This window comes from Streptomyces sp. PL-29 (assembly GCF_058344425.1).
This window is the reverse complement of record NZ_CP136996.1, coordinates 1,525,001-1,545,186: the sequence shown is the minus strand read 5'-3', so window position 1 is coordinate 1,545,186 and position 20,186 is coordinate 1,525,001. Positions and strand designations below refer to the sequence as shown.

General features: G+C 72.2%; 22 protein-coding genes and 1 pseudogene (1 of these 23 cut by a window edge). 13 read left to right on the top strand and 10 right to left on the bottom strand.

Annotated elements, in window-relative coordinates; all coding sequences use genetic code 11:
• Positions 1-77 precede the first annotated feature (77 nt).
• The 4 genes from R4Z63_RS07045 (at position 78) to R4Z63_RS07030 (ending at position 2,497) form a co-directional block, all read left to right on the top strand.
• Entirely contained in the window at positions 78-1,376 is a 1,299-nt protein-coding gene (locus R4Z63_RS07045; protein WP_037930669.1) for a CynX/NimT family MFS transporter, read from the top strand.
• A gap of 5 nt (positions 1,377-1,381) precedes the next feature.
• Positions 1,382-1,501, top strand: coding sequence for an SGM_5486 family transporter-associated protein (locus R4Z63_RS07040; RefSeq protein ID WP_257855467.1), 120 nt, complete (start codon positions 1,382-1,384; stop codon positions 1,499-1,501).
• Positions 1,502-1,734: 233 nt separating this feature from the next.
• Positions 1,735-1,893, top strand: coding sequence for a hypothetical protein (locus R4Z63_RS07035; RefSeq protein ID WP_370466577.1), 159 nt, complete (start codon positions 1,735-1,737; stop codon positions 1,891-1,893).
• 82 nt (positions 1,894-1,975) lie between these two features.
• Positions 1,976-2,497, top strand: coding sequence for a SixA phosphatase family protein (locus tag R4Z63_RS07030; protein ID WP_037930673.1), 522 nt, complete (start codon positions 1,976-1,978; stop codon positions 2,495-2,497).
• Between the two features lie 92 nt (positions 2,498-2,589).
• On the opposite strand, the gene serB is transcribed toward R4Z63_RS07030, so the two are convergent.
• From serB to R4Z63_RS07015, 3 genes and pseudogenes are all read right to left on the bottom strand, one after another.
• Positions 2,590-3,789 carry a phosphoserine phosphatase SerB gene (gene serB, locus R4Z63_RS07025; protein ID WP_037930676.1) on the bottom strand — a complete coding sequence of 400 codons (1,200 nt, stop codon included), beginning with the start codon at positions 3,787-3,789 and terminating at the stop codon, positions 2,590-2,592.
• 80 nt (positions 3,790-3,869) lie between these two features.
• Complete coding sequence (locus tag R4Z63_RS07020) at positions 3,870-4,970, bottom strand: streptophobe family protein (protein WP_491522525.1); 1,101 nt, start codon at positions 4,968-4,970, stop codon at positions 3,870-3,872.
• 70 nt (positions 4,971-5,040) lie between these two features.
• Positions 5,041-5,352, bottom strand: a pseudogene (locus tag R4Z63_RS07015) (streptophobe family protein); the annotation flags it as partial.
• A 312-nt stretch (positions 5,353-5,664) separates the two neighbouring features.
• Here R4Z63_RS07015 and R4Z63_RS07010 point away from each other — a divergent pair.
• Complete coding sequence (locus tag R4Z63_RS07010) at positions 5,665-8,184, top strand: ABC transporter ATP-binding protein/permease (RefSeq protein ID WP_491522524.1); 2,520 nt, start codon at positions 5,665-5,667, stop codon at positions 8,182-8,184.
• Between the two features lie 101 nt (positions 8,185-8,285).
• Here the strand turns inward: R4Z63_RS07010 and R4Z63_RS07005 are convergent, their stop codons facing one another.
• From R4Z63_RS07005 to R4Z63_RS06995, 3 genes are all read right to left on the bottom strand, one after another.
• Complete coding sequence (locus R4Z63_RS07005; protein WP_037930688.1) at positions 8,286-8,987, bottom strand: transglycosylase SLT domain-containing protein; 702 nt, start codon at positions 8,985-8,987, stop codon at positions 8,286-8,288.
• Between the two features lie 296 nt (positions 8,988-9,283).
• Positions 9,284-10,438 (bottom strand): S-adenosylmethionine:tRNA ribosyltransferase-isomerase, encoded by a 1,155-nt coding sequence (locus tag R4Z63_RS07000; RefSeq protein WP_384455260.1) that lies wholly within the window; start codon positions 10,436-10,438, stop codon positions 9,284-9,286.
• On the bottom strand, positions 10,435-11,157 hold the full coding sequence (locus R4Z63_RS06995; protein WP_384455257.1) for an SDR family NAD(P)-dependent oxidoreductase: 723 nt from the start codon (positions 11,155-11,157) through the stop codon (positions 10,435-10,437). Before R4Z63_RS06995 ends, R4Z63_RS07000 begins: the two co-directional genes overlap by 4 nt.
• Positions 11,158-11,353: 196 nt before the next feature.
• On the opposite strand from R4Z63_RS06995, the gene R4Z63_RS06990 reads away from it, so the two are divergent.
• The 3 genes from R4Z63_RS06990 (at position 11,354) to R4Z63_RS06980 (ending at position 13,569) form a co-directional block, all read left to right on the top strand.
• The gene (locus R4Z63_RS06990) at positions 11,354-12,502 is read left to right on the top strand and encodes a GAF domain-containing sensor histidine kinase (RefSeq protein WP_037930727.1); all 1,149 of its coding nucleotides are present in this window, start codon (positions 11,354-11,356) and stop codon (positions 12,500-12,502) included.
• On the top strand, positions 12,495-13,163 hold the full coding sequence (locus R4Z63_RS06985) for a response regulator (protein WP_384455254.1): 669 nt from the start codon (positions 12,495-12,497) through the stop codon (positions 13,161-13,163). Before R4Z63_RS06990 ends, R4Z63_RS06985 begins: the two co-directional genes overlap by 8 nt.
• A gap of 160 nt (positions 13,164-13,323) precedes the next feature.
• On the top strand, positions 13,324-13,569 hold the full coding sequence (locus R4Z63_RS06980) for a chaplin (protein ID WP_037930731.1): 246 nt from the start codon (positions 13,324-13,326) through the stop codon (positions 13,567-13,569).
• A 122-nt stretch (positions 13,570-13,691) separates the two neighbouring features.
• Here the strand turns inward: R4Z63_RS06980 and R4Z63_RS06975 are convergent, their stop codons facing one another.
• The gene (locus R4Z63_RS06975) at positions 13,692-14,474 is read right to left on the bottom strand and encodes an Rv1486c family protein (RefSeq protein WP_384455251.1); all 783 of its coding nucleotides are present in this window, start codon (positions 14,472-14,474) and stop codon (positions 13,692-13,694) included.
• A gap of 133 nt (positions 14,475-14,607) precedes the next feature.
• Between R4Z63_RS06975 and R4Z63_RS06970 the strand changes: the two genes are divergently transcribed.
• From R4Z63_RS06970 to R4Z63_RS06955, 4 genes are all read left to right on the top strand, one after another.
• Positions 14,608-15,402 (top strand): ABC transporter ATP-binding protein, encoded by a 795-nt coding sequence (locus R4Z63_RS06970; protein ID WP_037930696.1) that lies wholly within the window; start codon positions 14,608-14,610, stop codon positions 15,400-15,402.
• Positions 15,403-15,495: 93 nt separating this feature from the next.
• A complete protein-coding gene (locus tag R4Z63_RS06965; RefSeq protein WP_037930736.1) occupies positions 15,496-15,924 on the top strand; it encodes an NfeD family protein in 429 nt (142 codons plus the stop codon).
• Between the two features lie 84 nt (positions 15,925-16,008).
• Positions 16,009-16,992 (top strand): SPFH domain-containing protein, encoded by a 984-nt coding sequence (locus tag R4Z63_RS06960; RefSeq protein WP_037930698.1) that lies wholly within the window; start codon positions 16,009-16,011, stop codon positions 16,990-16,992.
• A 104-nt stretch (positions 16,993-17,096) separates the two neighbouring features.
• Positions 17,097-17,864 carry a sulfite exporter TauE/SafE family protein gene (locus R4Z63_RS06955; RefSeq protein ID WP_384455247.1) on the top strand — a complete coding sequence of 256 codons (768 nt, stop codon included), beginning with the start codon at positions 17,097-17,099 and terminating at the stop codon, positions 17,862-17,864.
• Between the two features lie 37 nt (positions 17,865-17,901).
• Here R4Z63_RS06955 and R4Z63_RS06950 read toward each other — a convergent pair whose 3' ends face one another.
• The 3 genes from R4Z63_RS06950 to R4Z63_RS06940 all read right to left on the bottom strand — a co-directional run bounded on the left by R4Z63_RS06950 (position 17,902) and on the right by R4Z63_RS06940 (position 19,984).
• Positions 17,902-18,405 carry an HNH endonuclease gene (locus R4Z63_RS06950; protein ID WP_037930702.1) on the bottom strand — a complete coding sequence of 168 codons (504 nt, stop codon included), beginning with the start codon at positions 18,403-18,405 and terminating at the stop codon, positions 17,902-17,904.
• A gap of 149 nt (positions 18,406-18,554) precedes the next feature.
• Positions 18,555-19,091 (bottom strand): YbhB/YbcL family Raf kinase inhibitor-like protein, encoded by a 537-nt coding sequence (locus tag R4Z63_RS06945; RefSeq protein ID WP_037930705.1) that lies wholly within the window; start codon positions 19,089-19,091, stop codon positions 18,555-18,557.
• A 110-nt stretch (positions 19,092-19,201) separates the two neighbouring features.
• Entirely contained in the window at positions 19,202-19,984 is a 783-nt protein-coding gene (locus tag R4Z63_RS06940; protein ID WP_037930709.1) for a sporulation protein, read from the bottom strand.
• Positions 19,985-20,092: 108 nt separating this feature from the next.
• Here R4Z63_RS06940 and R4Z63_RS06935 point away from each other — a divergent pair, with 108 nt between their 5' ends.
• Positions 20,093-20,186 carry the 5' portion of a DNA-3-methyladenine glycosylase gene (locus tag R4Z63_RS06935; RefSeq protein WP_037930711.1) on the top strand. 548 nt of this gene lie beyond the right edge of the window, so 94 of the gene's 642 nt are visible here — the first part of the coding sequence; it begins with the start codon at positions 20,093-20,095; its stop codon lies off the right edge, out of view.

Here is a 20,186-nt window from a genome sequence, read left to right as displayed (position 1 = left end):
GCCGCTGCTGCGGTGCGGGTGCAAGTGTGGCTGACGCCGCTGGACAACCAATCATCCCATGATTCTATGATGGGTGAATGTCCGACGAAGAGACCAAGACGCTCCACCGGCCCGCCGCGGCAGCCGCCGCCGTCGCCACCCCGCACGCGCCGGCCCCGCCGGCCTGGCTCGGCCCCGTGCTCATCGTCGGAATCGTGCTGGCCGCCCTCAACCTGCGCCCCGCCATCACCAGCCTCGGCGCCCTCTTCGAGGAGACCCGGGCCGGTCTGGGCATGAGCGGCACCGTCGCGGGCCTGATCACCTCCGTCCCGGCCCTGTGCTTCGCGGTCTTCGGTGTCACCGCGCCCCGGCTCTCCCGCCGCTTCGGCCCGGTCGCCGTCGTCTGCGCGGGCATGGCCGCCGTCGCCGCCGGGCTGCTGATCCGCCCCTTCGCGGCCGGCGCCGCCGGGTTCCTGGCCGCCAGCGCCCTGTCCCTGGCCGGCATCGCCCTCACCAACGTCCTGCTCCCGGTGATCGTCAAGCGCTACTTCCCGGACCGGGTCGGCACCATGACCGGCCTCTACTCCATGGCCCTGGCCGCCGGTACCTCGCTCGCCGCCGCCGCGACCGTCCCGCTGACCGAGGCCCTCGGCGGCAGCTGGCGCACCGGCCTGCTGATGTGGGCCTCCCTCGCCGTGGTCGCCGTACTGCTGTGGCTGCCCATCGCGCGCGCCGCCGCTCGTGCCGACCGGCCCCGGGACGCCGCCGGCTCCGGCGCGAATGCCGCCGCAGGGAGCGACGCGGGCCCGCGGGTCGTCCGTAGCCGCACCGCCTGGGCCCTGGCCTGCTACTTCGGTCTCCAGGCCACGGGCGCCTACATCACCATGGGCTGGCTCCCGCAGATCTTCCGCGACGCCGGGGTCTCCGCCTCCACCGCCGGCGTCCTGCTCGCCGTCACCATGGTCATGGGCGTACCGCTCGCCTTCGTCATCCCCGGCCTGGCCGGCCGCATGAGGAACCAGGGCGCCATCGCGGCAACCCTCGGCGTCTTCGGCCTCGTCGGCTACCTCGGCCTCTTCTCGGCCCCCGCCGCCGGAGCCTGGGCATGGGCCCTCCTGCTCGGCGTCTCCAACTGCGCCTTCCCCCTCGTCATCACCATGATCGGACTGCGCGCCAAGTCCCCGGCGGGCGTGGTCAGGCTCTCCGCCTTCGCGCAGAGCACCGGCTACCTCATCTCCATCCCCGGCCCGCTCGTCATCGGCGCCCTCTACCAGCACAGCGGAGGCTGGGACCTGCCGCTCGCCCTGATGGCCGGCCTGCTCGTACCGCAGATCGCCCTCGGCGTCCTCGCGGGCAGGGACCGCACGATCGAGGACGAATGCGGCATGCGAGACTGAACCGCATGTCACCCGTACTCGAACCGAACCCGGAGGGCGGCCGCAGGAAGCTCGGCCTCGTCCTCGGCGCCATGCTCGTCGTCTCCGTGATCATCTCCGTGATCGCGACGATCGCCTCGCCGTGACGAACGCGACCCCGGCCGCGGCCGCTGGCGTGGGTAGGGACATCCCCACCCACCCCTAGGGGGTCAGGCTCAGGGTGAAGTGGGGTGTGCCCCGGATGGGAACCGCCGTCCCGGATCCGTAGATTCGCAGGCAGCGAGCCAGTCCGGTCCACACACCCACGGAGGCGGCCATGTCGGCCCCCACGCACACACGGTCCCTTGCCCCCGCCCGCCGGACGCGCACGACCACCGCTGTGAGCACCCGGCTGCACTGGTGGGCGCCGGCGCTGCCCGCACTCGCCTTCGGCCTCCTGCTGCTGCTCCTCACGGGATCCGGTGAGGCCCACGCGGCCACCGGCGGGGTCTCCGGCCTCGTCCAGCTCGTCGAACAGCTCCTGCGCGCCGTCGTCTGACCTCGCGAGCGCCCCCACCACCTGGGACGAGCCCCCTCAACACCCTGCGCTCCACGGCCCGTTTCATGCGAAGCTGGGAGCCATGAGCGCAGACACACCCCGCAGGATCGCCCTCCTCCGGCATGCCAAGGCCGACTGGCCCGATGTGTCCGACCACGACCGTCCGCTGGCGGAACGGGGCCGCAAGGACGCGCCGGCCGTCGGTCTGAAGCTCGCCGAGACCGGCATCGTCTTCGACCTGGCCCTCTGCTCGACCGCGGCCCGCACCCGCGAGACCTGGAAGCTCGCCGTCCAGGAGATGCCGCACCGGCCGAAGACCCACTACGAGGAGCGGATCTACGACGCCTCGCCGGGCGAGCTCATCGCCCTGCTGAACGAGACCTCCGACGAGGTCTCCGACCTCCTCGTCATCGGCCACAACCCCGGCATGCACGCCCTCGCCGACGCCCTCGCCGGGCGCGCGGAGGGCGACACCCTGGCGCGGATGACCCGTACGGGGTTCCCGACCGCTGCGCTCGCCGTCGTCTCCTTCACCGGATCGTGGAAGTCCCTGGAGCACGGGGTGGGCACCCTGCTGGACTACTGGACCCCCAAGGGGCACTGACCGGCACGGCACGCGAGCGGGCCCCGGCAGCCGCACCGGCCGCCGGGGCCCTCACGTTCGGGGACCGGGGTGCCTCGCGCACCCGTGACGGGTCAGGCCAGGTCGGCGGCCTCGATCTCCTCGCGGGTGATCCCGAGCAGATACAGCACCGCGTCGAGGAAGGGCACGTTCACCGCGGTGTGCGCGGCCTCGCGGACCACCGGCTTGGCGTTGAAGGCCACGCCGAGCCCGGCCGCGTTCAGCATGTCCAGGTCGTTGGCGCCGTCGCCGATGGCCACCGTCTGGGACAGCGGTACGTCGGCCTCCGCGGCGAAGCGGCGCAGCAGCCGGGCCTTGCCCGCCCGGTCCACGATCTCCCCGGTGACCTTGCCCGTCAGCTTCCCGTCGACGATCTCCAGGGTGTTGGCGGAGGCGAAGTCCAGCCCCAGCCGCTCCCGCAGGTCGTCCGTCACCTGGGTGAAGCCGCCCGAGACCACGCCCACCTGGTAGCCGAGCCGCTTGAGCGTGCGGATCAGGGTCCGAGCGCCCGGCGTCAGCTGCACCTCGGCGCGGACCTTGTCGACGACGGACGCGTCCAGGCCCGCCAGCAGCGCCACCCGGGCGTGCAGCGACTGCTCGAAGTCCAGCTCCCCGCGCATGGCCCGCTCGGTGACCTCGGCGACCTCGGCCTCGCACCCGGCGTGGGCGGCGAAGAGCTCGATGACCTCGTCCTGGATGAGCGTGGAGTCCACGTCCATGACGACCAGCCGCTGCGCCCGGCGGTGCAGACCGGCCGAGACCACGGCGATGTCCACGCCGATGTGCGAGGCGGCCGTGGCCAGTGCGGTGCGCAGCGGCTCCGTCTCCACCCCGGAGACGGCGAACTCCACCGCGGTCACGGGGTACTTGGCGAGGCGGAAGATACGGTCGATGTTGCCGCCGGCCCCGGTGATTTCCGCGGCGATGGCGGCCGTGGACTCGGCGGTGAGCGGATGTCCGAGCACGGTGACGTGGGACCGGCCGCTGCCGCGCGGCCGGTTGTCGCCGGTGCCGGACAGGATCTCGGCCTGCAGCTTGTGCGATTCGGCCCAGCTGTGGACGGTGGCCCGCAGGTCGCCCTCGGTGCCGCCGACGGGCTTGGTGACGAGGGCGCACAGGACGATGCGGCCACGGGTGACGACCTGCTCGATGTCGACGACGTCGACGGAGTAGGCGGCGAGGGTGTCGAACAGCCCGGCGGTGATCCCGGGACGGTCCTTGCCGAAGATCTTGACGAGGAGGGTGGGGACGTCGGAGGTCTGCGATGCGCTCATGGTGCCCTCACCGTATCTTCCCGGCCCCCACGACAGGACCCCCGTCCCATTTCCTGAACGTGCCGCGTCCTGCCCGGCCGTCAGCGCGGCGGGGCCGGCGGCATCGGCGGCTTCGGCGGCGGCGGGGCGCCCGGCGGGGGCGGAGGGGTGAACGGCGGCCGCTGCGGGGGCGGGGTGCGGCGGGGCGGGCGAGGGGGGATGCCGGTGACCGTCACGTCCCAGGAGGCGTCCGGGTCCAGGTACGGCACCGCCCACCCCGGCGACGCACCCGGCACCTCACGCGCACCCCGCGCGCCCGTCCCGCCAGGACCCGTCCCGTACGGGGCCGTGGGCGCGCCGGGATCCACCGGGGCCGGCCCCCCGGTACCGCCCGCGGCCCGGACCTCCGCCGGCCGCCTCCGGCCCGCCAGCACCGCACCGGCCGCACCGGCCGCGGCACCCCACACCGAGCCCAGCAGCAGGGCGTAGGGGACGTCCCCCCGCAGCTCCACCCCGGCGTCCACCAGGTCCACGCCCAGCACCGCCAGCGAGGCGTCCGCCGACAGCCGCGTCAGCCGCACCAGCACCACCAGGGTCACCCCGGTCACCGCGCCCAGCCGCACCGCGCACCCCGCGACGCCGCGTCCGGGTGTCCGTACGGCCGCCAGCACACCCGCGGCGAGCAGCAGCAGCGAGACGCCCACGACCAGCAGCCAGGCCCGCCCGTCGTACTCCGCGAGCCGGGCCACCGTCACGGGCTCCCGTGCCGAGGCCGACAGGAGGTCGTCCAGCGGATCGGGCAGCAGCCGTGCCGAACTGCCCGTGGCCACGCCGCGCAGCGGTACCGACAGCCCCAGCAGCACCCCCAGCCAGCTCCCGTTCGGTGCGCCCAGCAGCGCTGCGCCCAGCACCCGCCGGGGGTGCTCGTCGCCCGCCGCCGCCCACACCGCGGCGGCCAGCCCCGCCGCCACCGCGACCAGCAGCACCGTCACCACCGCCGAGGCGGCGGGACGCAGTCGGGCCAGCGCGGCGGGTCCGCGCCGCGAGACCAGCAGCGCCACCGCCAGCACCGCGAGCGCCCACAGGCCCGCGCCCAGCAGTGTCGGCCCGGTCGCCACGGAGAAGCCCACCCGGGTCCGTGCCTCGATCAGGTCGCCGACGCGGTCCGGGAGGAGCCCGCCGATGTCCCCGACCCCTGGCACCTCGATCCGCACCGGGGGGGCTCGGCGGTGACACACCGTCGAGGGTGATCACGTCGTGCCCGGCCCATGCCAGCCCGCCCGCCGTCGCGACGAGCAGCGCCGTGAACGCCACGACCCTGGCCGCCGTCCCGCCCGGACCCTCCCCGGCCCGCAGCGACCGCAGGAACACCCCGGCCAGCACCAGGGCGCCGGCCAGTGACACGCCCAAGGGCATGACGTCCAGGGAGGTTTCGGCCCCCGCCCCAGCAACTCCGAACACCGAGACGTCACCCGAGGGGTCCACGGTTCCACCGACGGCGAGAACCACCACCGCGGCCGTCATCGGCCCGAGCGAACCCCCGGCGGCGTCCGCACCCAGCAGGCGCAGACCCAGGCCGGCCACCCCCGCCCATCACGATCAGGGACCAGCCCACAGCGGCCACGGCGGACAGGACCACGTCTCCCCAGCGGATGCGGTGCATGCGGTGAACCCCCGATGCCTGCCGAGCCGTACGCGGCGGGACACCCCTGGCGAGAAGTCCCGTATCTCACTCTCCGGGTGACTTTCGCCCCCGTCAACGGGCAGACGTAGACGCCCGGGCCAGGCCCGGATTCCACATACGGCTGTGGGCCTGAAATAGTTCCCCCGGATGTTCGCCATCCCTAGACTCCCTGACGTCGTGGGGGAATCTCGGGGGACTTAAGTGGGGCTGGAGTGCCGGAACTCGTACTGGAATTGAATGGCAGGACCTGGACGCTCGATCCGTCCAGGTCGTACTCGCTGGGGCGGGACCCCCAGGGAGACGTGGTGATCGACGATGCGCGGGTGTCGTGGCGGCATGCCACCATCGCCTGGAACGGCCAGGGTTGGGGGCTCGAAGACCACGGCAGCACCAACGGCACCTACGTGCAGGGGGCGCGGGTCCAGCAGACCGCGCTGGTTCCCGGCACGCCGGTCCACCTGGGCAACGCCACCGACGGCCCGCGGCTGAATCTGAGCGCCGCCGCCGCGCCGCAGCCGGCCGTGGCGCAGCAGCAGGCCCAGCAGACTCCGGCCCAGGCCTACGCCCAGCCGCAGGCAGCCGGCTACCAGGCTCCCCAGCAGCCCCAGCAGGCCTGGAACCAGCCGCCGCAGCAGCCGCAGGCCCACGTGCCGCACCAGCAGGGCGACGGCGCCGCGTCCCTCCCGGCGCAGGGCGGAGCACCGCAGTACGGCGGCGACCGCAGCCCGACGACCTTCCACCAGCTCGCGCTGGGACACGTGATGCGGATCGGCCGTGCGCTGGAGAACGACCTGGTGGTCTCCGACCTCCAGGTCTCCCGCCACCACGCCGAGTTCCACTCGATGCCCGGCGGCCGTTTCGAGATCCGCGACCTCGGCAGCCACAACGGCACCTACGTCAACGGCCAGGCGCTGCCGAAGTCCGGCACCGCGCTGCTGGGCCCGAACGACATCGTCGGCGTCGGCCACTCGACGTTCCGCATCGTCGGCGACCGCCTCGAGGAGTTCGTCGACACCGGTGAGGTCTCCTTCTCGGCCCGCCACCTCACGGTCACGGTCGACGGCGGCAAGCAGATCCTCAAGGACGTCACCTTCGGCGTCCCGGAGAAGTCGCTGATCGGCGTCATCGGCCCCTCCGGCTCCGGCAAGTCCACCCTGCTCAAGGCGCTGACCGGCTACCGGCCCGCCGACCAGGGCGACGTCCTGTACGACAACCGCAACCTGTACAAGCAGTTCGCCGAGCTCCGCCAGCGCATCGGCCTGGTCCCGCAGGACGACATCCTGCACAAGGAGCTGAAGGTCAGCACCGCGCTCAAGTACGCGGCCAAGCTCCGCTTCCCCGGCGACACCGCCGAGGCCGAGCGTGCCGCCCGCATCGACGAGGTGCTGCGCGAGCTCAAGCTGGACATCCACAAGGACAAGAAGATCACCGCGCTCTCCGGTGGTCAGCGCAAGCGCGTCTCCGTCGCCCTGGAACTGCTCACCAAGCCCTCGCTGATCTTCCTGGACGAGCCGACCTCCGGCCTCGACCCGGGCATGGACCGCGACGTCATGCAGCTGTTGCGCGGCCTCGCCAACGACGGCCGCACGGTCCTCGTCGTCACGCACTCCGTCGCCGAGCTGTCGCTCTGCGACAAGCTGCTGGTCATGGCCCCGGGCGGGTCCGTCGCCTACTTCGGCCCGCCGGACGAGGCACTGAACTTCTTCGGCTACGGCACGTGGGCGGACGTCTTCTCCGCCTTCGAGAACTACCGGGACTACGACTGGGCCGGCCGCTGGAAGGGCTCGCAGCACTACCAGCTCTACGCCGCCGAGCTCGACGCGGTCGCCCCGCAGCCGGTCGTCATGCCGTCGGCCCAGCAGATGCGCCCGGCCAAGCCGCAGGGCTGGGGCGCGCAGCTGTGGACGCTGATCCGCCGCTACGTCTCGGTGATCGCGTCGGACAAGGGCTTCATGGGCCTGATGCTGATCCTGCCGGCCGTCCTGGGCGTGGTCTCCACGGTCATCCCGGCGACCTTCGGCCTGGCACCGCCGACCCCGCCGTCGCGCTTCAACGGCGACGCGGGCACGATCATGCTGATCCTCGCGGTCGGCATGTGCTTCTCCGGCGCCGCGAACTCGGTCCGTGAGCTGATCAAGGAACGCGTCATCTACGAACGCGAGCGCGCGACCGGCCTGTCCAGGTCGGCGTACCTCATGTCGAAGGTGATCGTCCTCGGCTTCATCACGGCCATCCAGGGCGTGATCATCTGCGTGATCGGCTTCACCCCGCGCGACCTGCCCGCCGAGGGCCTGCTGATGCCGCCGGCCGTTGAGCTGTGCCTGTCGGTCATCGCGCTCGGCTTCACCTCGATGATGGTCGGCCTGGTGATCTCCTCGCTGGTGAAGACCGCCGAGAAGACCATGCCGCTGCTGGTCATGTTCGCGATCGTCCAGGTCGTCTTCACCGGCATCCTCTTCCAGGTCTACGACTCCCCGGGGTTGGAGCAGGTCGCCTGGCTGATGCCCTCCCGTTGGGCCATCGCCGCCGCCGGCACCACCCTGAACCTCGGCCAGCTCATGCCGCCGTGGGACCGAGACAACCCGACCAACACCGATCCGCTCTGGGACGCCACGGTCGGCCAGTGGAGCCTGAACATCATCATCCTGCTGGCCATCGGCATCGCGTGCGGGTTCCTGGTGCAGCGCCTGCTGCGCCGCCACGAGCCCGAGGTCATGCGCGCGGGCAAGTAGCCGCGGACGCCCGCGACACGCGCACACGCCGCAGGGCGGCACCCGGATCCCGGGTGCCGCCCTGCGGCGCATGTGTGAGTGGGGCGAGGACCGCCGCAGGCTTAGTAGGCGCTGTTGACGTTGTCCATCGAGCCGTAGCGGTCGGCCGCGTAGTTGCAGGCGGCGACGATGTTGGCGACCGGGTCGTACTGGTCGAACTTGGTGCCCTTGACGTGGTACGCCTTGAAGGTCGGGTAGATGACCTGGAGCAGGCCCTTGCTGGGGATGCCGTTCTTGGCGTTGATGTCCCAGTTGTTGATGGCCATCGGGTTGCCGCTGGACTCGCGCATGATGTTGCGGTGAATGCCCGCGTAGGTGCCCGGAATGCCCTCGCGCTTCATGATGAAGAGCGCTTCCTTGATCCAGCCGTCCAGGTTGTTCGCGAACACCGGGGTGCGCGCGGCGGAGCGGCTCGCAGCCGCCTTCTGCTCGCGGGCCTTCTTCGCGGCGGCCTCCGCCTTGGCCTTGGCGTCGGCGTCGGCCTTCGCCTTCGCCTCGGCCTTCGCCTTGGCGGCGGCGGCCTTCGCGTTGGCGTCGGCGATGACGTGCTGCGCGGAGAGGTGCCCGTACAGCGCCTTGGTCTGCGTGCCGTTCACGGCCTGGGCCCAGGCGACGGGGGCGGCCGAGATGGTCTCGGCCTCGGCGGCGTCGGCGGGGACGAGGGAGAAGGCGACGGCGGCGGCGCTCAGGGTGGCGACACCGGCGATGGACAGCTTGTGTGCCTTCGTCAGACGACTGTGACCGGGGGTGCGGGAAGCAGACATGGCGGGGCAACCTCTTCGAATAGCGGGGGCCGCAGGAAGGCGCCCTGCGGATCCGGGATCCGCGGCGCCTGGCGACGGGAGCAATTCTTAGCGGCGGCAAAATCCTGTGGCAAAGGTGTGACGTACGATCCTGCTTAGTGGATCAGGGCCGGGCGTCGAGGGGGGTGTTCCGGCCTCGACGCGGGCCCTGACCGCACTGATGGGACCTGCACTCTTCCACTAGGGAGCTTCGTAAGTGATGTGGGTCCTATGCCGGGGCTCACACCGTCCTTACGCCGTTCTCACCATGCGTTGCTTCAGCAATGCTTTCCGTGACGGTTGTCATCCTTCAGGAGGAGATGGAGGTCGCCGAACTCATGCCAGAGGCAGCGCCGGGCCAGCGCCTGCGCATACCCCAGCCGTACGGCGGCACGCCCCGCCACCGCCTCCAGCATCAGGAGGTGGGAGGCCTCCGGCTCGTGCAGCCCGGTCAGCAGGCCGTCCACCGCCCGCACCCCGCGCTCCGGTGTCACCACCAGATCGGTCCACCCGCCCGCCGCGCGGATCACCCCGCGCGCGTCCGCCGCCGACTCCAGCGCCCGCACCGCGGTGGTCCCCACCGCGATCACCCGCCCGCCCCCCGCCCGCGCGGCGTTCACCAGCGCCGCCGTCGCGGCCGGCACCGCGTACCGCTCCGGGTAGGGCGGCTCGTGCGCCTCTTGGGAAGCCACCCCCGTGTGCAGGGTCAGCGGGGCGAACCGCACCCCCCGGCCCGCCAGCTGAGCCACCAGTTCCGCGGTGAAGGGCCGGCCGGCGCTCGGCATCTCGGCCGAGCCCGAGCCGTCCGCCGCCGGTACCGCGAACACCGTCTGGTACGCGGACAGCGGCTGGTCCCGCTCCGTGTAGGCGTACCGGATCGGCCGCCCGTGATCGCGCAGCAGCTCCGCGATCCCGCCCGGACCCGGCCCCGGCCGCGCCCACCACAGCCGGTCCGCGCCCGCGCCGAGGGGTTCCTCCAGGCCCAGGTGGCGGCCGTCCGGCAGCTCCGCCACCGCGCCGGCCGGTCCGCCGGGGCGGGGCCGGGTCGTCCCGCCGCCCGCCGGGCTGCGCAGCTCCACCGCCCAGCGGCCGTCGTCCCCCTGCGTCGAGAAGTGCACCACTACGGTCTCCCCGGCCAGCCGTGCGTCCACGGCGGCCGGGAGGGTGGTCGAGGTGTTCACCACCAGCACGTCGCCGGCCCGCAGTAGGTGCGGCAGCTCCCGGAAGGCGTGCAGCGAGACATCGGTGCTGCCGCGTGACACCAGCAGTCGCACCGCGTCCCGGCCCAGCCCCGGCCCCCGCTGCTCGGCGGGAACCCGGGCCAGCAGTTCGCGAGGAATGTCCTTTATATACAGTCCCGCATTCGGCCCCTCGCCCCCCACCACCGCCCGACCGCGCCTTCCGGCCCGGATCCCGCCACCCCTCCCGCTCATCGCGGCGCCCCGCCGTCCGCCGCGGCCCCGGCCAGCCCCTCCGCCGTGTACCGCCCGCTCGGCAGGTTCCGCTCCAGCAGTCGCAGCAGCACCGGAGCCACCTCCTCCGGTGCCGGCAGCGCCGCCAGGTCCTCCTCCGGCTCGGCCGCCGCCATCATCCGGGTCCGCATGGAACCCGGATCCGCCCACCACACCCGCAGCTCCGGCTCCTCCACCGCCAGCACGGCCGACAGCTGGTCCACCGCGGCCTTGGTCGCCCCGTACGCACCCCACGTGGCGTACGGGACGACCGCGGCGTCCGAGCTGATGTTCAGCACGGCCCCCGCCGCCGAGGCCCGCAACAGCGACAGCCCCTCCTGGACCAGCCCCAGCGGCCCCAGCACATTGACCTCGAACGCCTCGCGCAGCCCGGCCGGCGGATGCACCGCCAGCGGCACCAGCGGCTCGGCCCCGAGCACCCCCGCGTTGTTCACCAGCAGGTCCAGCCCGCCCAGCCGCCGCGCGGCCGCCACCAGCGCCGCCCGGTGCGCCCCCGAGGACACGTCCCCGGCCACCGCCACGACCCGCACCCCACCGGACCGCCCCAGCCCGGCCACGGTCTCCTCCAGCGCCGCCGCGCCCCGCGCACCCAGTACCAGGTCCCAGCCCCGCGCCGCCAGCTCCCCGGCCAGCGCCCGGCCGAGCCCCCTGGACGCCCCCGTCACGATCGCCACCGACATCGACAGCACCCTCACCTTCGTCCCGACCAGCAGATGCCCTCACCGTAGGAAGGGGCGGCCCCCCGCCGCGTCGGCCGCCGGCCCCACCTCTACAGGTCCCTTGGACCTACGCCCTGCGACCCGCCCCAGGTCCCTCCCACCGTCCGATCCCGCAGGTCACGGCCGCCGGTACGGTGAGGCCATGACCGCAAGCCCCCTGTCGCGCGGACCCCGCGGCGGCCTGGCCGCCGTGAGTACGGCGCTGCTCGCCATGAGCCGCCGCCTGGAGGTCCGCGACGTCCTGCGCACGATCGTGGTGTCGGCCCGCGAGCTGCTCGACGCCGAGTACGCGGCCCTGGGCGTCCCGGACGACCACGGCGGCTTCGCCCAGTTCGTCGTCGACGGCATCAGCGCCGAACAGTGGCGGCGGATCGGCCCGCTGCCCCGGCAGCATGGCGTCCTGGCCGCGATGCTCCACCAGAACGGCCCCGAGCGGCTCGCCGACGTGCGTAAGGACCCCCGCTTCGGTGGCTGGCCCTCCGCCCACCCCGAGATGTCCGACTTCCTGGGCATGCCCGTCCGGGACGGCGACGAGACCCTCGGAGCGATCTTCCTCGCGAACAAGAGGAGCGCCCCCGACGGCGCCGACCGCGTCTTCACCGACGAGGACCAGGACCTTCTCTCCCTGCTCGCCCAGCACGCGGCGATCGCCCTCACCAACGCCCGGCTCTACGAACGCAGCCGCGAACTCACCATCGCCGAGGAGCGCTCCCGCCTCGCGCACGAGCTGCACGACGCCGTCAGCCAGAAGCTCTTCTCCCTGCGCCTCACCGCCCAGGCCGCCGCGACCCTCGTCGACCGCGACCCGGCCCGCGCCAAGGACGAACTCCACCAGGTGGCCGCCCTCGCCGCGGAGGCCGCCGACGAACTGCGCGCCGCCGTGACCGAGCTGCGCCCGGCCGCCCTGGACGAGGACGGCCTGGTGGCCACCCTGCGCACCCACGTCCAGGTACTCGACCGCGCGCACACCGCGCACGTCACCTTCGCCTGCGAGGGCGTACGGGCCCTCCCCGCGGCCCAGGAGGACGCGATGCTCCGTGTCGCCCAGGAAGCCCTGCACAACGCCCTGCGCCACTCGGGCGGCGACCGCGTCGAGGTCACCCTGGCCCGCACGCCCACCGGGGGAGCGGTCCTCAGCATCACCGACTCCGGCGAGGGCTTCGACCCCCGGGCGGTCCGCCGGGCGGGCCGCCATCTGGGCCTGGTCTCCATGCGGGACCGCGCGAGCGGCGTCGGAGGCCGCCTCGCCGTGCACTCGGAGCCCGGTCAGGGCACCACGATCGAGATGGAGGTCCCCGGTGGCTGACAGCACCGCCCGCGGTGGCAGCCGCATCCGCATCCGCGTCCTGCTCGTGGACGACCACCAGGTGGTCCGGCGGGGCCTGCGCACCTTCCTGGAGGTCCAGGAGGACATCGAGGTCGTCGGGGAAGCCTCCGACGGCGACGAGGGCATCACCCGCGCCGAGGAGCTGCGGCCCGACGTGATCCTCATGGACGTCAAGATGCCGGGCACGGACGGCATCGGGGCCCTGCGCCGGCTCCGCGAGCTGGCGAACCCCGCACGGGTGCTGATCGTCACCAGTTTCACGGAGCAGCGGACCGCGGTCCCCGCCCTGCGCGCCGGCGCGGCCGGTTACGTCTACAAGGACATCGACCCGGACGCCCTGGCCGGCGCCATCCGCTCCGTCCACGCCGGCCACGTCCTGCTCCAGCCGGAGGTGGCGCAGGCCCTGATCGCCCAGGACGACCGCAGCCCCCAGGCGGGTCGGTCCGGCTCGCTGACCGACCGCGAGCGCGAGGTCCTCGGCCTCATCGCGGACGGCCGCTCCAACCGTGAGATCGCCCGCGCCCTGGTGCTGTCGGAGAAGACGGTCAAGACGCACGTCTCGAACATCCTGATGAAGCTGGACCTTTCCGATCGGACCCAGGCAGCGTTGTGGGCGGTCAGGCACGGAATCACCGAGTAGACCGCCCGAATCGGACCGATTGCTTACGGGCTGAGAATCAGCTGAGATTCATACGGTCGGGTGTATGTAGCCCACATGGCGTATCCCCGGGTTCGGGGTGGCCGTTCTCCATGGCGTGCCGCGACGGCCGGTCGCGGCGGACGTACTGGAGGACGAGAACGTGAAGAACTTCAAGAAGGCCGCAGCCGTCACCATGATCGCGGGCGGCCTCCTCGCCGCCGGCGCCGGTGTCTCCTCGGCGCACAGCGGTGCGTCAGCGGAGGGCGAGGCCCTGAACTCGCCCGGCGTGGCCTCCGGGAACCTGATCCAGGCCCCGGTGCACGTCCCCGTCAACGTCGTGGGCAACACGGTCAACGTGATCGGCCTGCTCAACGGCGCGTGGGGCAACAGCGGCGTCAACGCCTGACCCCACCCCCGACCCGCGGCCCCGCTTCCCCCCTCTCCCCGGAAGCGGGGCCGCGGGCCGATCCCCGCACAACCCGGGCGCGGCCCCGCCCCAGCGAAGGCACCGCACCACAAGCCTGCTGCTCAGCCTCGTTCGCGCGCCTCGACGGCCGCGTTGTAGGCGGCCACCAGCGCCCGCCGGGCGACCCGCTCCACCGGCCGCAGCGCCTCCGCCCGCGCAGCCATCTCCGAGGCGGCCACCGCACCCCCGTGCCCGCTCTCGTGCGCCAGCGACACCATCAGATCCACCCGCTGTGCCAGCGCCAGCACCCGCACCGCCCGGGGCGGATACCCCGGCGCCAGCGCGTCCTGCCCGGCCTCCGCCCGCGCCCGGTACGCCGACAGCGCCGCCTCCGCCACCGGCCCCGACCCCGCCACGTCCAGCCGGGTCAGCACCGTGGTCGCCTCGCGCAGCGCCTCCGCCAGCTCCCGCTCCGCCTCGCCGAGCGTCGGCACGTCCGCCGGCGGCGCCTCCCGGACCGGCAGGCAGTGCCAGGTCACCGACACGTGCACGTCCCCGGCCGGACCGGCCTCGGCCACCTCCGGCACCAGCCCCACCGCCGCCCCCACCGCGACGACGGCCTCCTCGGCCTCCAGCGCCCGCGCGTTGAACTCCGGCGGCCCGCTCAGCCCCAGCGGGTGCCCCGGTGCCGGCAGCGCCACCCGCAGCCCCCTGACCCCCAGCGCACGGAGCCGGCCGAGCGCCAGCGTGAGCCCCACCGGCCCCGGCTCGCCCGGCAGACCCTCCACCCGGTGCACGGCGTCCTCGCCCACGATCGACATCGCGGCCTCGTCGGGCGAGACCAGACCGGCCAGCAGCGCGTTCCCCCAGGCGGCCAGCCGCCCTGAACGTGGTTCGAAAAGCATCCCCCCACTTTACGGATCGCCACCCGCACCGGGCCCCGGCCCCGGACCCCTCCCCGAGTGGCGTAGGTTTTCCCCTGGGGCTGCGTCTACCGGCGCACAGTGAACCGTGACTGCAAGGGGTGACAACACGCTCATGAGCGATGTTCTGGAGCTGGTGGACGTATCCGTGGTCCGCGAGGGCCGGGCTCTGGTGGACCAGGTCTCCTGGTCGGTGAAGGAGGGCGAGCGCTGGGTGATCCTCGGCCCCAACGGCGCCGGCAAGACCACACTGCTGAACCTCGCCTCCAGCTACCTCTTCCCCACCAAGGGCTCCGCCACCATCCTCGGCAGCACCCTCGGCAAGGTCGACGTCTTCGAGCTGCGCCCCCGCATCGGCATGGCCGGCATCGCGATGGCCGACAAGCTCCCGAAGCGCCAGACCGTCCTGCAGACCGTCCTCACCGCCGCCTACGGCATGACGGCGACCTGGCAGGAGGAGTACGAGGCGGTCGACGAGCAGCGCGCCCGCGCCTTCCTGGACCGGCTCGGCATGACCGAGTACCTCGACCGGAAGTTCGGCACCCTCTCCGAGGGCGAGCGTAAGCGCACCCTGATCGCCCGCGCGCTGATGACCGACCCCGAGCTCCTGCTCCTCGACGAGCCCGCCGCGGGCCTCGACCTCGGCGGCCGCGAGGACCTCGTACGCCGCCTCGGCCGCCTCGCACGCGACCCGCTCGCCCCCTCCATGATCATGGTGACGCACCACGTCGAGGAGATCGCCCCCGGCTTCACCCACGTCCTGATGATCCGCCAGGGCAAGGTCGTCACCGCCGGTCCCATCGACCTCGAACTGACCTCGCGCAACCTCTCGCTCTGCTTCGGCCTCCCCCTGGTCGTCGAGCGCAACGGCGCCGACCGCTGGACCGCGCAGGGCCTGCCCCTCGGCTGACCGCCCCTGGTACGCGGACCGCGGGCGGTCATCCTCCGGGTACCGCCGCCCGCACCCTGTCCCGAGCCCGTCCGGCCGACCTACCATGACCACGTGGACATCGACGCGTGGGTGTGGTGGCTCATCGGCGCGGTCGGACTGGGCATCCCCCTAGTCCTGACCGCCATGCCGGAATTCGGCATGTTCGCCGTTGGAGCGGTGGCGGCAGCCGTCACGGCGGCTCTCGGCGGAGGGGTGGTCGCCCAGGTCCTGGTGTTCGCGGTCGTGTCGGTCGCGCTCCTCGCCGTCGTCCGGCCCATCGCCCAGCGGCACCGCGACCAGCGCCCCCAACACCGCAGCGGCATCGACGCGTTGAGGGGCAGAACCGCCGTCGTCCTCGAACGGGTCGACGGCAGCGGCGGCCGCATCAAACTCGCCGGCGAGATCTGGTCCGCCCGCGCCCTCGACGCGGACACCAGCTTCGAACCGGGCCGGACCGTCGACGTGGTGGAGATCGACGGCGCGACCGCCGTCGTGATGTGAGAAGCAGCCTGCTCGCGGCCCCCAGGTCTGCGAGACTCCGATCAACGGGGCAGCACAGACAGCCGGAAGGGCACGGGGAACCGCATGCAACCGATCATCATCGTCCTGATCATTCTGGTGGTTCTGGTCTTCATCGCACTGGTCAAGACGATCCAGGTGATCCCGCAGGCCAGCGCCGCCATCGTCGAGCGGTTCGGCCGCTACACCCGCACCCTCAACGCGGGCCTCAACATCGTCGTCCCGTTCATCGACTCGATCCGCAACCGGATCGACCTGCGTGAACAGGTCGTCCCGTTCCCGCCGCAACCCGTCATCACCCAGGACAACCTCGTCGTCAACATCGACACCGTCATCTACTACCAGGTGACCGACGCCCGGGCGGCGACGTACGAAGTGGCCAGCTACATCCAGGCCATCGAGCAGCTCACCGTCACCACCCTGCGCAACATCATCGGCGGCATGGACCTGGAGCGGACCCTCACCTCCCGCGAGGAGATCAACGCCGCCCTGCGCGGAGTCCTCGACGAAGCCACCGGCAAGTGGGGCATCCGCGTGAACCGCGTCGAGCTCAAGGCCATCGAGCCGCCGACCTCCATCCAGGACTCGATGGAGAAGCAGATGCGCGCCGACCGCGACAAGCGCGCCGCGATCCTCCAGGCCGAGGGTGTCCGGCAGTCCGAGATCCTGCGCGCCGAGGGTGAGAAGCAGTCCTCCATCCTGCGTGCCGAGGGTGAGGCGAAGGCCGCCGCGCTCAAGGCCGAGGGCGAAGCACAGGCCATCCGTACGGTCTTCGAGTCCATCCACGCCGGCGACGCCGACCAGAAGCTTCTCGCCTACCAGTATCTGCAGATGCTCCCGAAGATCGCCGAAGGTGACGCCAACAAGCTCTGGATCGTGCCCAGCGAGATCGGCGACGCGCTCAAGGGCCTCTCCGGCGCCATGGGCAACTTCGGCCCTCTGGGCGGCGGTTCGGGCTTCAACCCGAAGAGCCCCGGCAAGGACGGCGGCATCCCGGCAGCCCGGGACAAGGACGGCGCCGAGCGCCGCGAGCAGCCCCCGATCGACTGACCCCGGCGACCGGCCGCGCACGCCCCCTGAGGCATGATCAGTGAGGCCCCTCGACCTTCATGGCGGGGAGGCGACTCACTCATGCAAAGGGGATGGCACCGTCCATGTCCATCTGGGAATCACTCGCGGTCCTCGCCGCCGGCATCGGCGCGGGAACGATCAACACCATCGTCGGCTCCGGCACCCTCATCACCTTCCCGGTGCTGCTGGCCACCGGCCTGCCGCCGGTCACCGCCAACGTGTCCAACACCCTGGGTCTGGTGCCCGGTTCCATCAGTGGGGCCGTCGGCTACCGCAAGGAGCTCCGGGGGCAGCGCGCCCGCGTCCTGCGGCTCGGCTCGGTCTCGGCCGTCGGAGGGCTCGCGGGCGCGGCCCTGCTCCTGGCCCTGCCGTCCGACTCGTTCGACACGATCGTGCCCGTCCTCATCGGACTCGCACTCGTCCTCGTCATCCTCCAGCCCCGGCTCGCCGCCGCCCTGCGCCGGCGCCAGGAAGCCGGAGGCGATACGGCCCACCCCGACGGCGGCCCGCTCCTGCTCGGCGGCATGCTCTTCTCCAGCGCCTACGGCGGCTATTTCGGCGCGGCCCAGGGCGTGCTGTACCTGGGGCTGATGGGCTTGCTGCTCCATGACGACCTGCAACGCATCAACGCCGTCAAGAACGTCGTCGCCGCCCTCGTCAACGGCATCGCGGCCGTCTTCTTCCTCTTCGTCGCCGAGTTCGACTGGACCGCCGTGCTCATCATCGCCATCGGCTCGACGATCGGCGGCCAGATCGGCGCCAAGGTCGGCCGCCGCCTCCCGCCGAACGTGCTGCGCGGGGTCATCGTGACGGTCGGCCTCCTCGCGATCGTCCAGCTGCTGGTCCGCTGAGCAGCGGAGAAGAAATACGCCACTCAGCGGACGGGGTCTAGGCGGAACGCTCCAGCCACTCCGGAAGCGCCTCCTGCCCGGCGACCCCGAGCGCGAGGAGCATGGCGTCCGCCGGAGACGGCACGAAGGGCTTCCGGAGGAGCGGCATCCCCGCCTCCTCCGGAGTCCTGGCCGCTTTGCGGTGGTTGTCCTCGGCACAGGAGGCCACCGTGTTCAGCCAGGTGTCCCCACCACCCTGCGCCCGCGGCAGTACGTGGTCCACCGTGGTCGCACGCTTGCCGCAGTACGCGCACCGGTGCTGGTCTCGGACCAACACCCCCCGCCGCGACCAGGGAGCATGTCTTCGGAAGGGCACCCTGACATACCTGCAGAGCCTGATCACCCGGGGCATCGGGAGATCCATGGTGGCGGCGCGGACCCGCAGTTCGGGGTGCGACTGTTCGACGACGGCCTTGTCCTGGAGCACCAGGACGACAGCTCGGTTCAACGTCACCGTCGACAGCGGCTCGAAGCTCGCATTCAGCACCAGCGTGTCCCGCATCTCGCCCACCTCCCGTGTGCAGGCCCGCGACCACCACGGCGGCAAGGCCCGCAACCACTCTGGCCGCGTGCGCCACGCGGGACAACGCAATAAAAATGCCCGGTCCCGGGCTTCTTTAGACCAGGACCGGGCAAACGCCGGGCGAACGATCAGCGCGCGGCGGGCGCCTCGTACTCGGCGACGAGCTGTGCCCGCCCCAGAGCGTGGAACCGCAGGTGGAACCCGACGACCGCGGGCGAGGAGTCCGCGTCCGGGCCCAGCTGCTCCCGGTCCACCGCGTACACGGTGAACACGTAGCGGTGCCGCTCGCCGCGCGGCGGGGCCGCACCGCCGAAGTCCCGCGTCCCGTAGTCGTTCCGGGCGTGCACGGCGCCTTCCGGCAGACCGGGGAAGTCCCCGGTTCCCGCACCGGCCGGAAGCTCCGTCACGGAGGCGGGCAGGTCGAAGAGGACCCAGTGCCAGAACCCGCTGCCCGTCGGCGCGTCCGGGTCGAAGCAGGTCACGGCGAAGCTCTTCGTCCCCTCGGGGAAGCCCTCCCAGCGCAGCTGCGGCGAGACGTTCTTCCCCGTCAGAACCTGGGCGGCATGCAGGTCCGCGCCGTGGGAGACGTCATCGCTCGTCACGGTGAACCCGTGCACCTCGGGGTGGAAATCGTGGGGGAGCGGCGGCCTGTCACGGTCGGTCACGTCGAAACCTCCTGGTTGGAATGGCTAACCGCGGTCAGGGTGAGCCTAGGCCGACGGGGAGGGGCTCCGGACGCCCCCGAAGTCCGGAGCCCCTCCCCGCCACGCACGGATCAGAACCAGTTGCGCTGCGAGCCCACGGAGGCGATCCACTGGTTCAGGTACGCGGCCCAGTCCGTGCCCTCGTACGACTGCAGACCCACCTGGAAGCACCGGTAGGTGTCACTGCCCTCGCTGAACAGCCCCGGCTTCTTGTCCATCTCCAGGACGACGTCCATCTCCCGGCCGTCCGAGACGAAGGTGAGCTCCACCTGGTTCAGACCGCGGTACTGCGACGGCGGCAGGAACTCGATCTCCTGGTAGAAGGGCAGCGTCTGCCGCGTTCCACGGATGTGCCCCCGCTCCATGTCCGCGCTGCGGAAGGTGAAGCCGAGCTGGCGGAAGGCGTCCAGGATCGCCTGCTGGGCCGGCACCGGGTGCACGTTGATCGCGTCCAGGTCGCTCGCGTCCACCGCGCGCGCGATCTCCAGCTCGGTGCTGACCCCGATGTTCATGCCGTGCAGGTGCTGGCCCGCGAAGTGGGTGATCGGCGTCTCCCAGGGGATCTCCAGCGCGAAGGGCACCACGTGCAGCGCGCCGGCCTGCACCTGGAAGGCACCGCCGAGGCGCTGCTTGGTGAAGACGATGTTCTGCTTGTACTCCTGGTCCCCGCTCTCGACCTCGACCCGCGCCTGCAGCCCGACGGACAGCCCCTCGATCTGCTGCTCCACGGATCCGCCCTGGAGCCGCACCTCACCCTGGACGATCCCGCCCGGAACCACGTTCGGCTCGGTGATGATCGTGTCCACCGAAGCACCACCAGCACCCAGGCTGGCGAACAGCTTCTTGAAGCCCATGCTCAAACTCCCCTTGAACGATCTGGCGACTACACCGCGACTACCCGGTACAAACGCGGAACCTCGCGCCCCGGTTGCAGTCGGGCGCGGTCCACTACGCTCGACCGGATGAGCGCGCGTCCCGACCGTACGCCCCTTAGCCGGCCCTTCTTCGACCGGCCGGTCCTCACCGTGGCCCCCGACCTCCTCGGCCGGATCCTCG

What these genes read in the sequence shown, in the direction of transcription:
- R4Z63_RS07045 (WP_037930669.1), top strand. Translation starts at nt 78, where the DNA reads ATGTCCGACGAAGAGACCAAGACGCTCCACCGGCCCGCCGCGGCAGCC.
- R4Z63_RS07040 (WP_257855467.1), top strand. Translation starts at nt 1,382, where the DNA reads ATGTCACCCGTACTCGAACCGAACCCGGAGGGCGGCCGCAGGAAGCTC.
- R4Z63_RS07030 (WP_037930673.1), top strand. Translation starts at nt 1,976, where the DNA reads ATGAGCGCAGACACACCCCGCAGGATCGCCCTCCTCCGGCATGCCAAG.
- serB (WP_037930676.1), bottom strand. Translation starts at nt 3,789, where the DNA reads ATGAGCGCATCGCAGACCTCCGACGTCCCCACCCTCCTCGTCAAGATC.
- R4Z63_RS07005 (WP_037930688.1), bottom strand. Translation starts at nt 8,987, where the DNA reads ATGTCTGCTTCCCGCACCCCCGGTCACAGTCGTCTGACGAAGGCACAC.
- R4Z63_RS07000 (WP_384455260.1), bottom strand. Translation starts at nt 10,438, where the DNA reads ATGAGCGGGAGGGGTGGCGGGATCCGGGCCGGAAGGCGCGGTCGGGCG.
- R4Z63_RS06995 (WP_384455257.1), bottom strand. Translation starts at nt 11,157, where the DNA reads ATGTCGGTGGCGATCGTGACGGGGGCGTCCAGGGGGCTCGGCCGGGCG.
- R4Z63_RS06975 (WP_384455251.1), bottom strand. Translation starts at nt 14,474, where the DNA reads ATGCTTTTCGAACCACGTTCAGGGCGGCTGGCCGCCTGGGGGAACGCG.
- R4Z63_RS06970 (WP_037930696.1), top strand. Translation starts at nt 14,608, where the DNA reads ATGAGCGATGTTCTGGAGCTGGTGGACGTATCCGTGGTCCGCGAGGGC.
- R4Z63_RS06960 (WP_037930698.1), top strand. Translation starts at nt 16,009, where the DNA reads ATGCAACCGATCATCATCGTCCTGATCATTCTGGTGGTTCTGGTCTTC.
- R4Z63_RS06955 (WP_384455247.1), top strand. Translation starts at nt 17,097, where the DNA reads ATGTCCATCTGGGAATCACTCGCGGTCCTCGCCGCCGGCATCGGCGCG.
- R4Z63_RS06950 (WP_037930702.1), bottom strand. Translation starts at nt 18,405, where the DNA reads ATGCGGGACACGCTGGTGCTGAATGCGAGCTTCGAGCCGCTGTCGACG.
- R4Z63_RS06940 (WP_037930709.1), bottom strand. Translation starts at nt 19,984, where the DNA reads ATGGGCTTCAAGAAGCTGTTCGCCAGCCTGGGTGCTGGTGGTGCTTCG.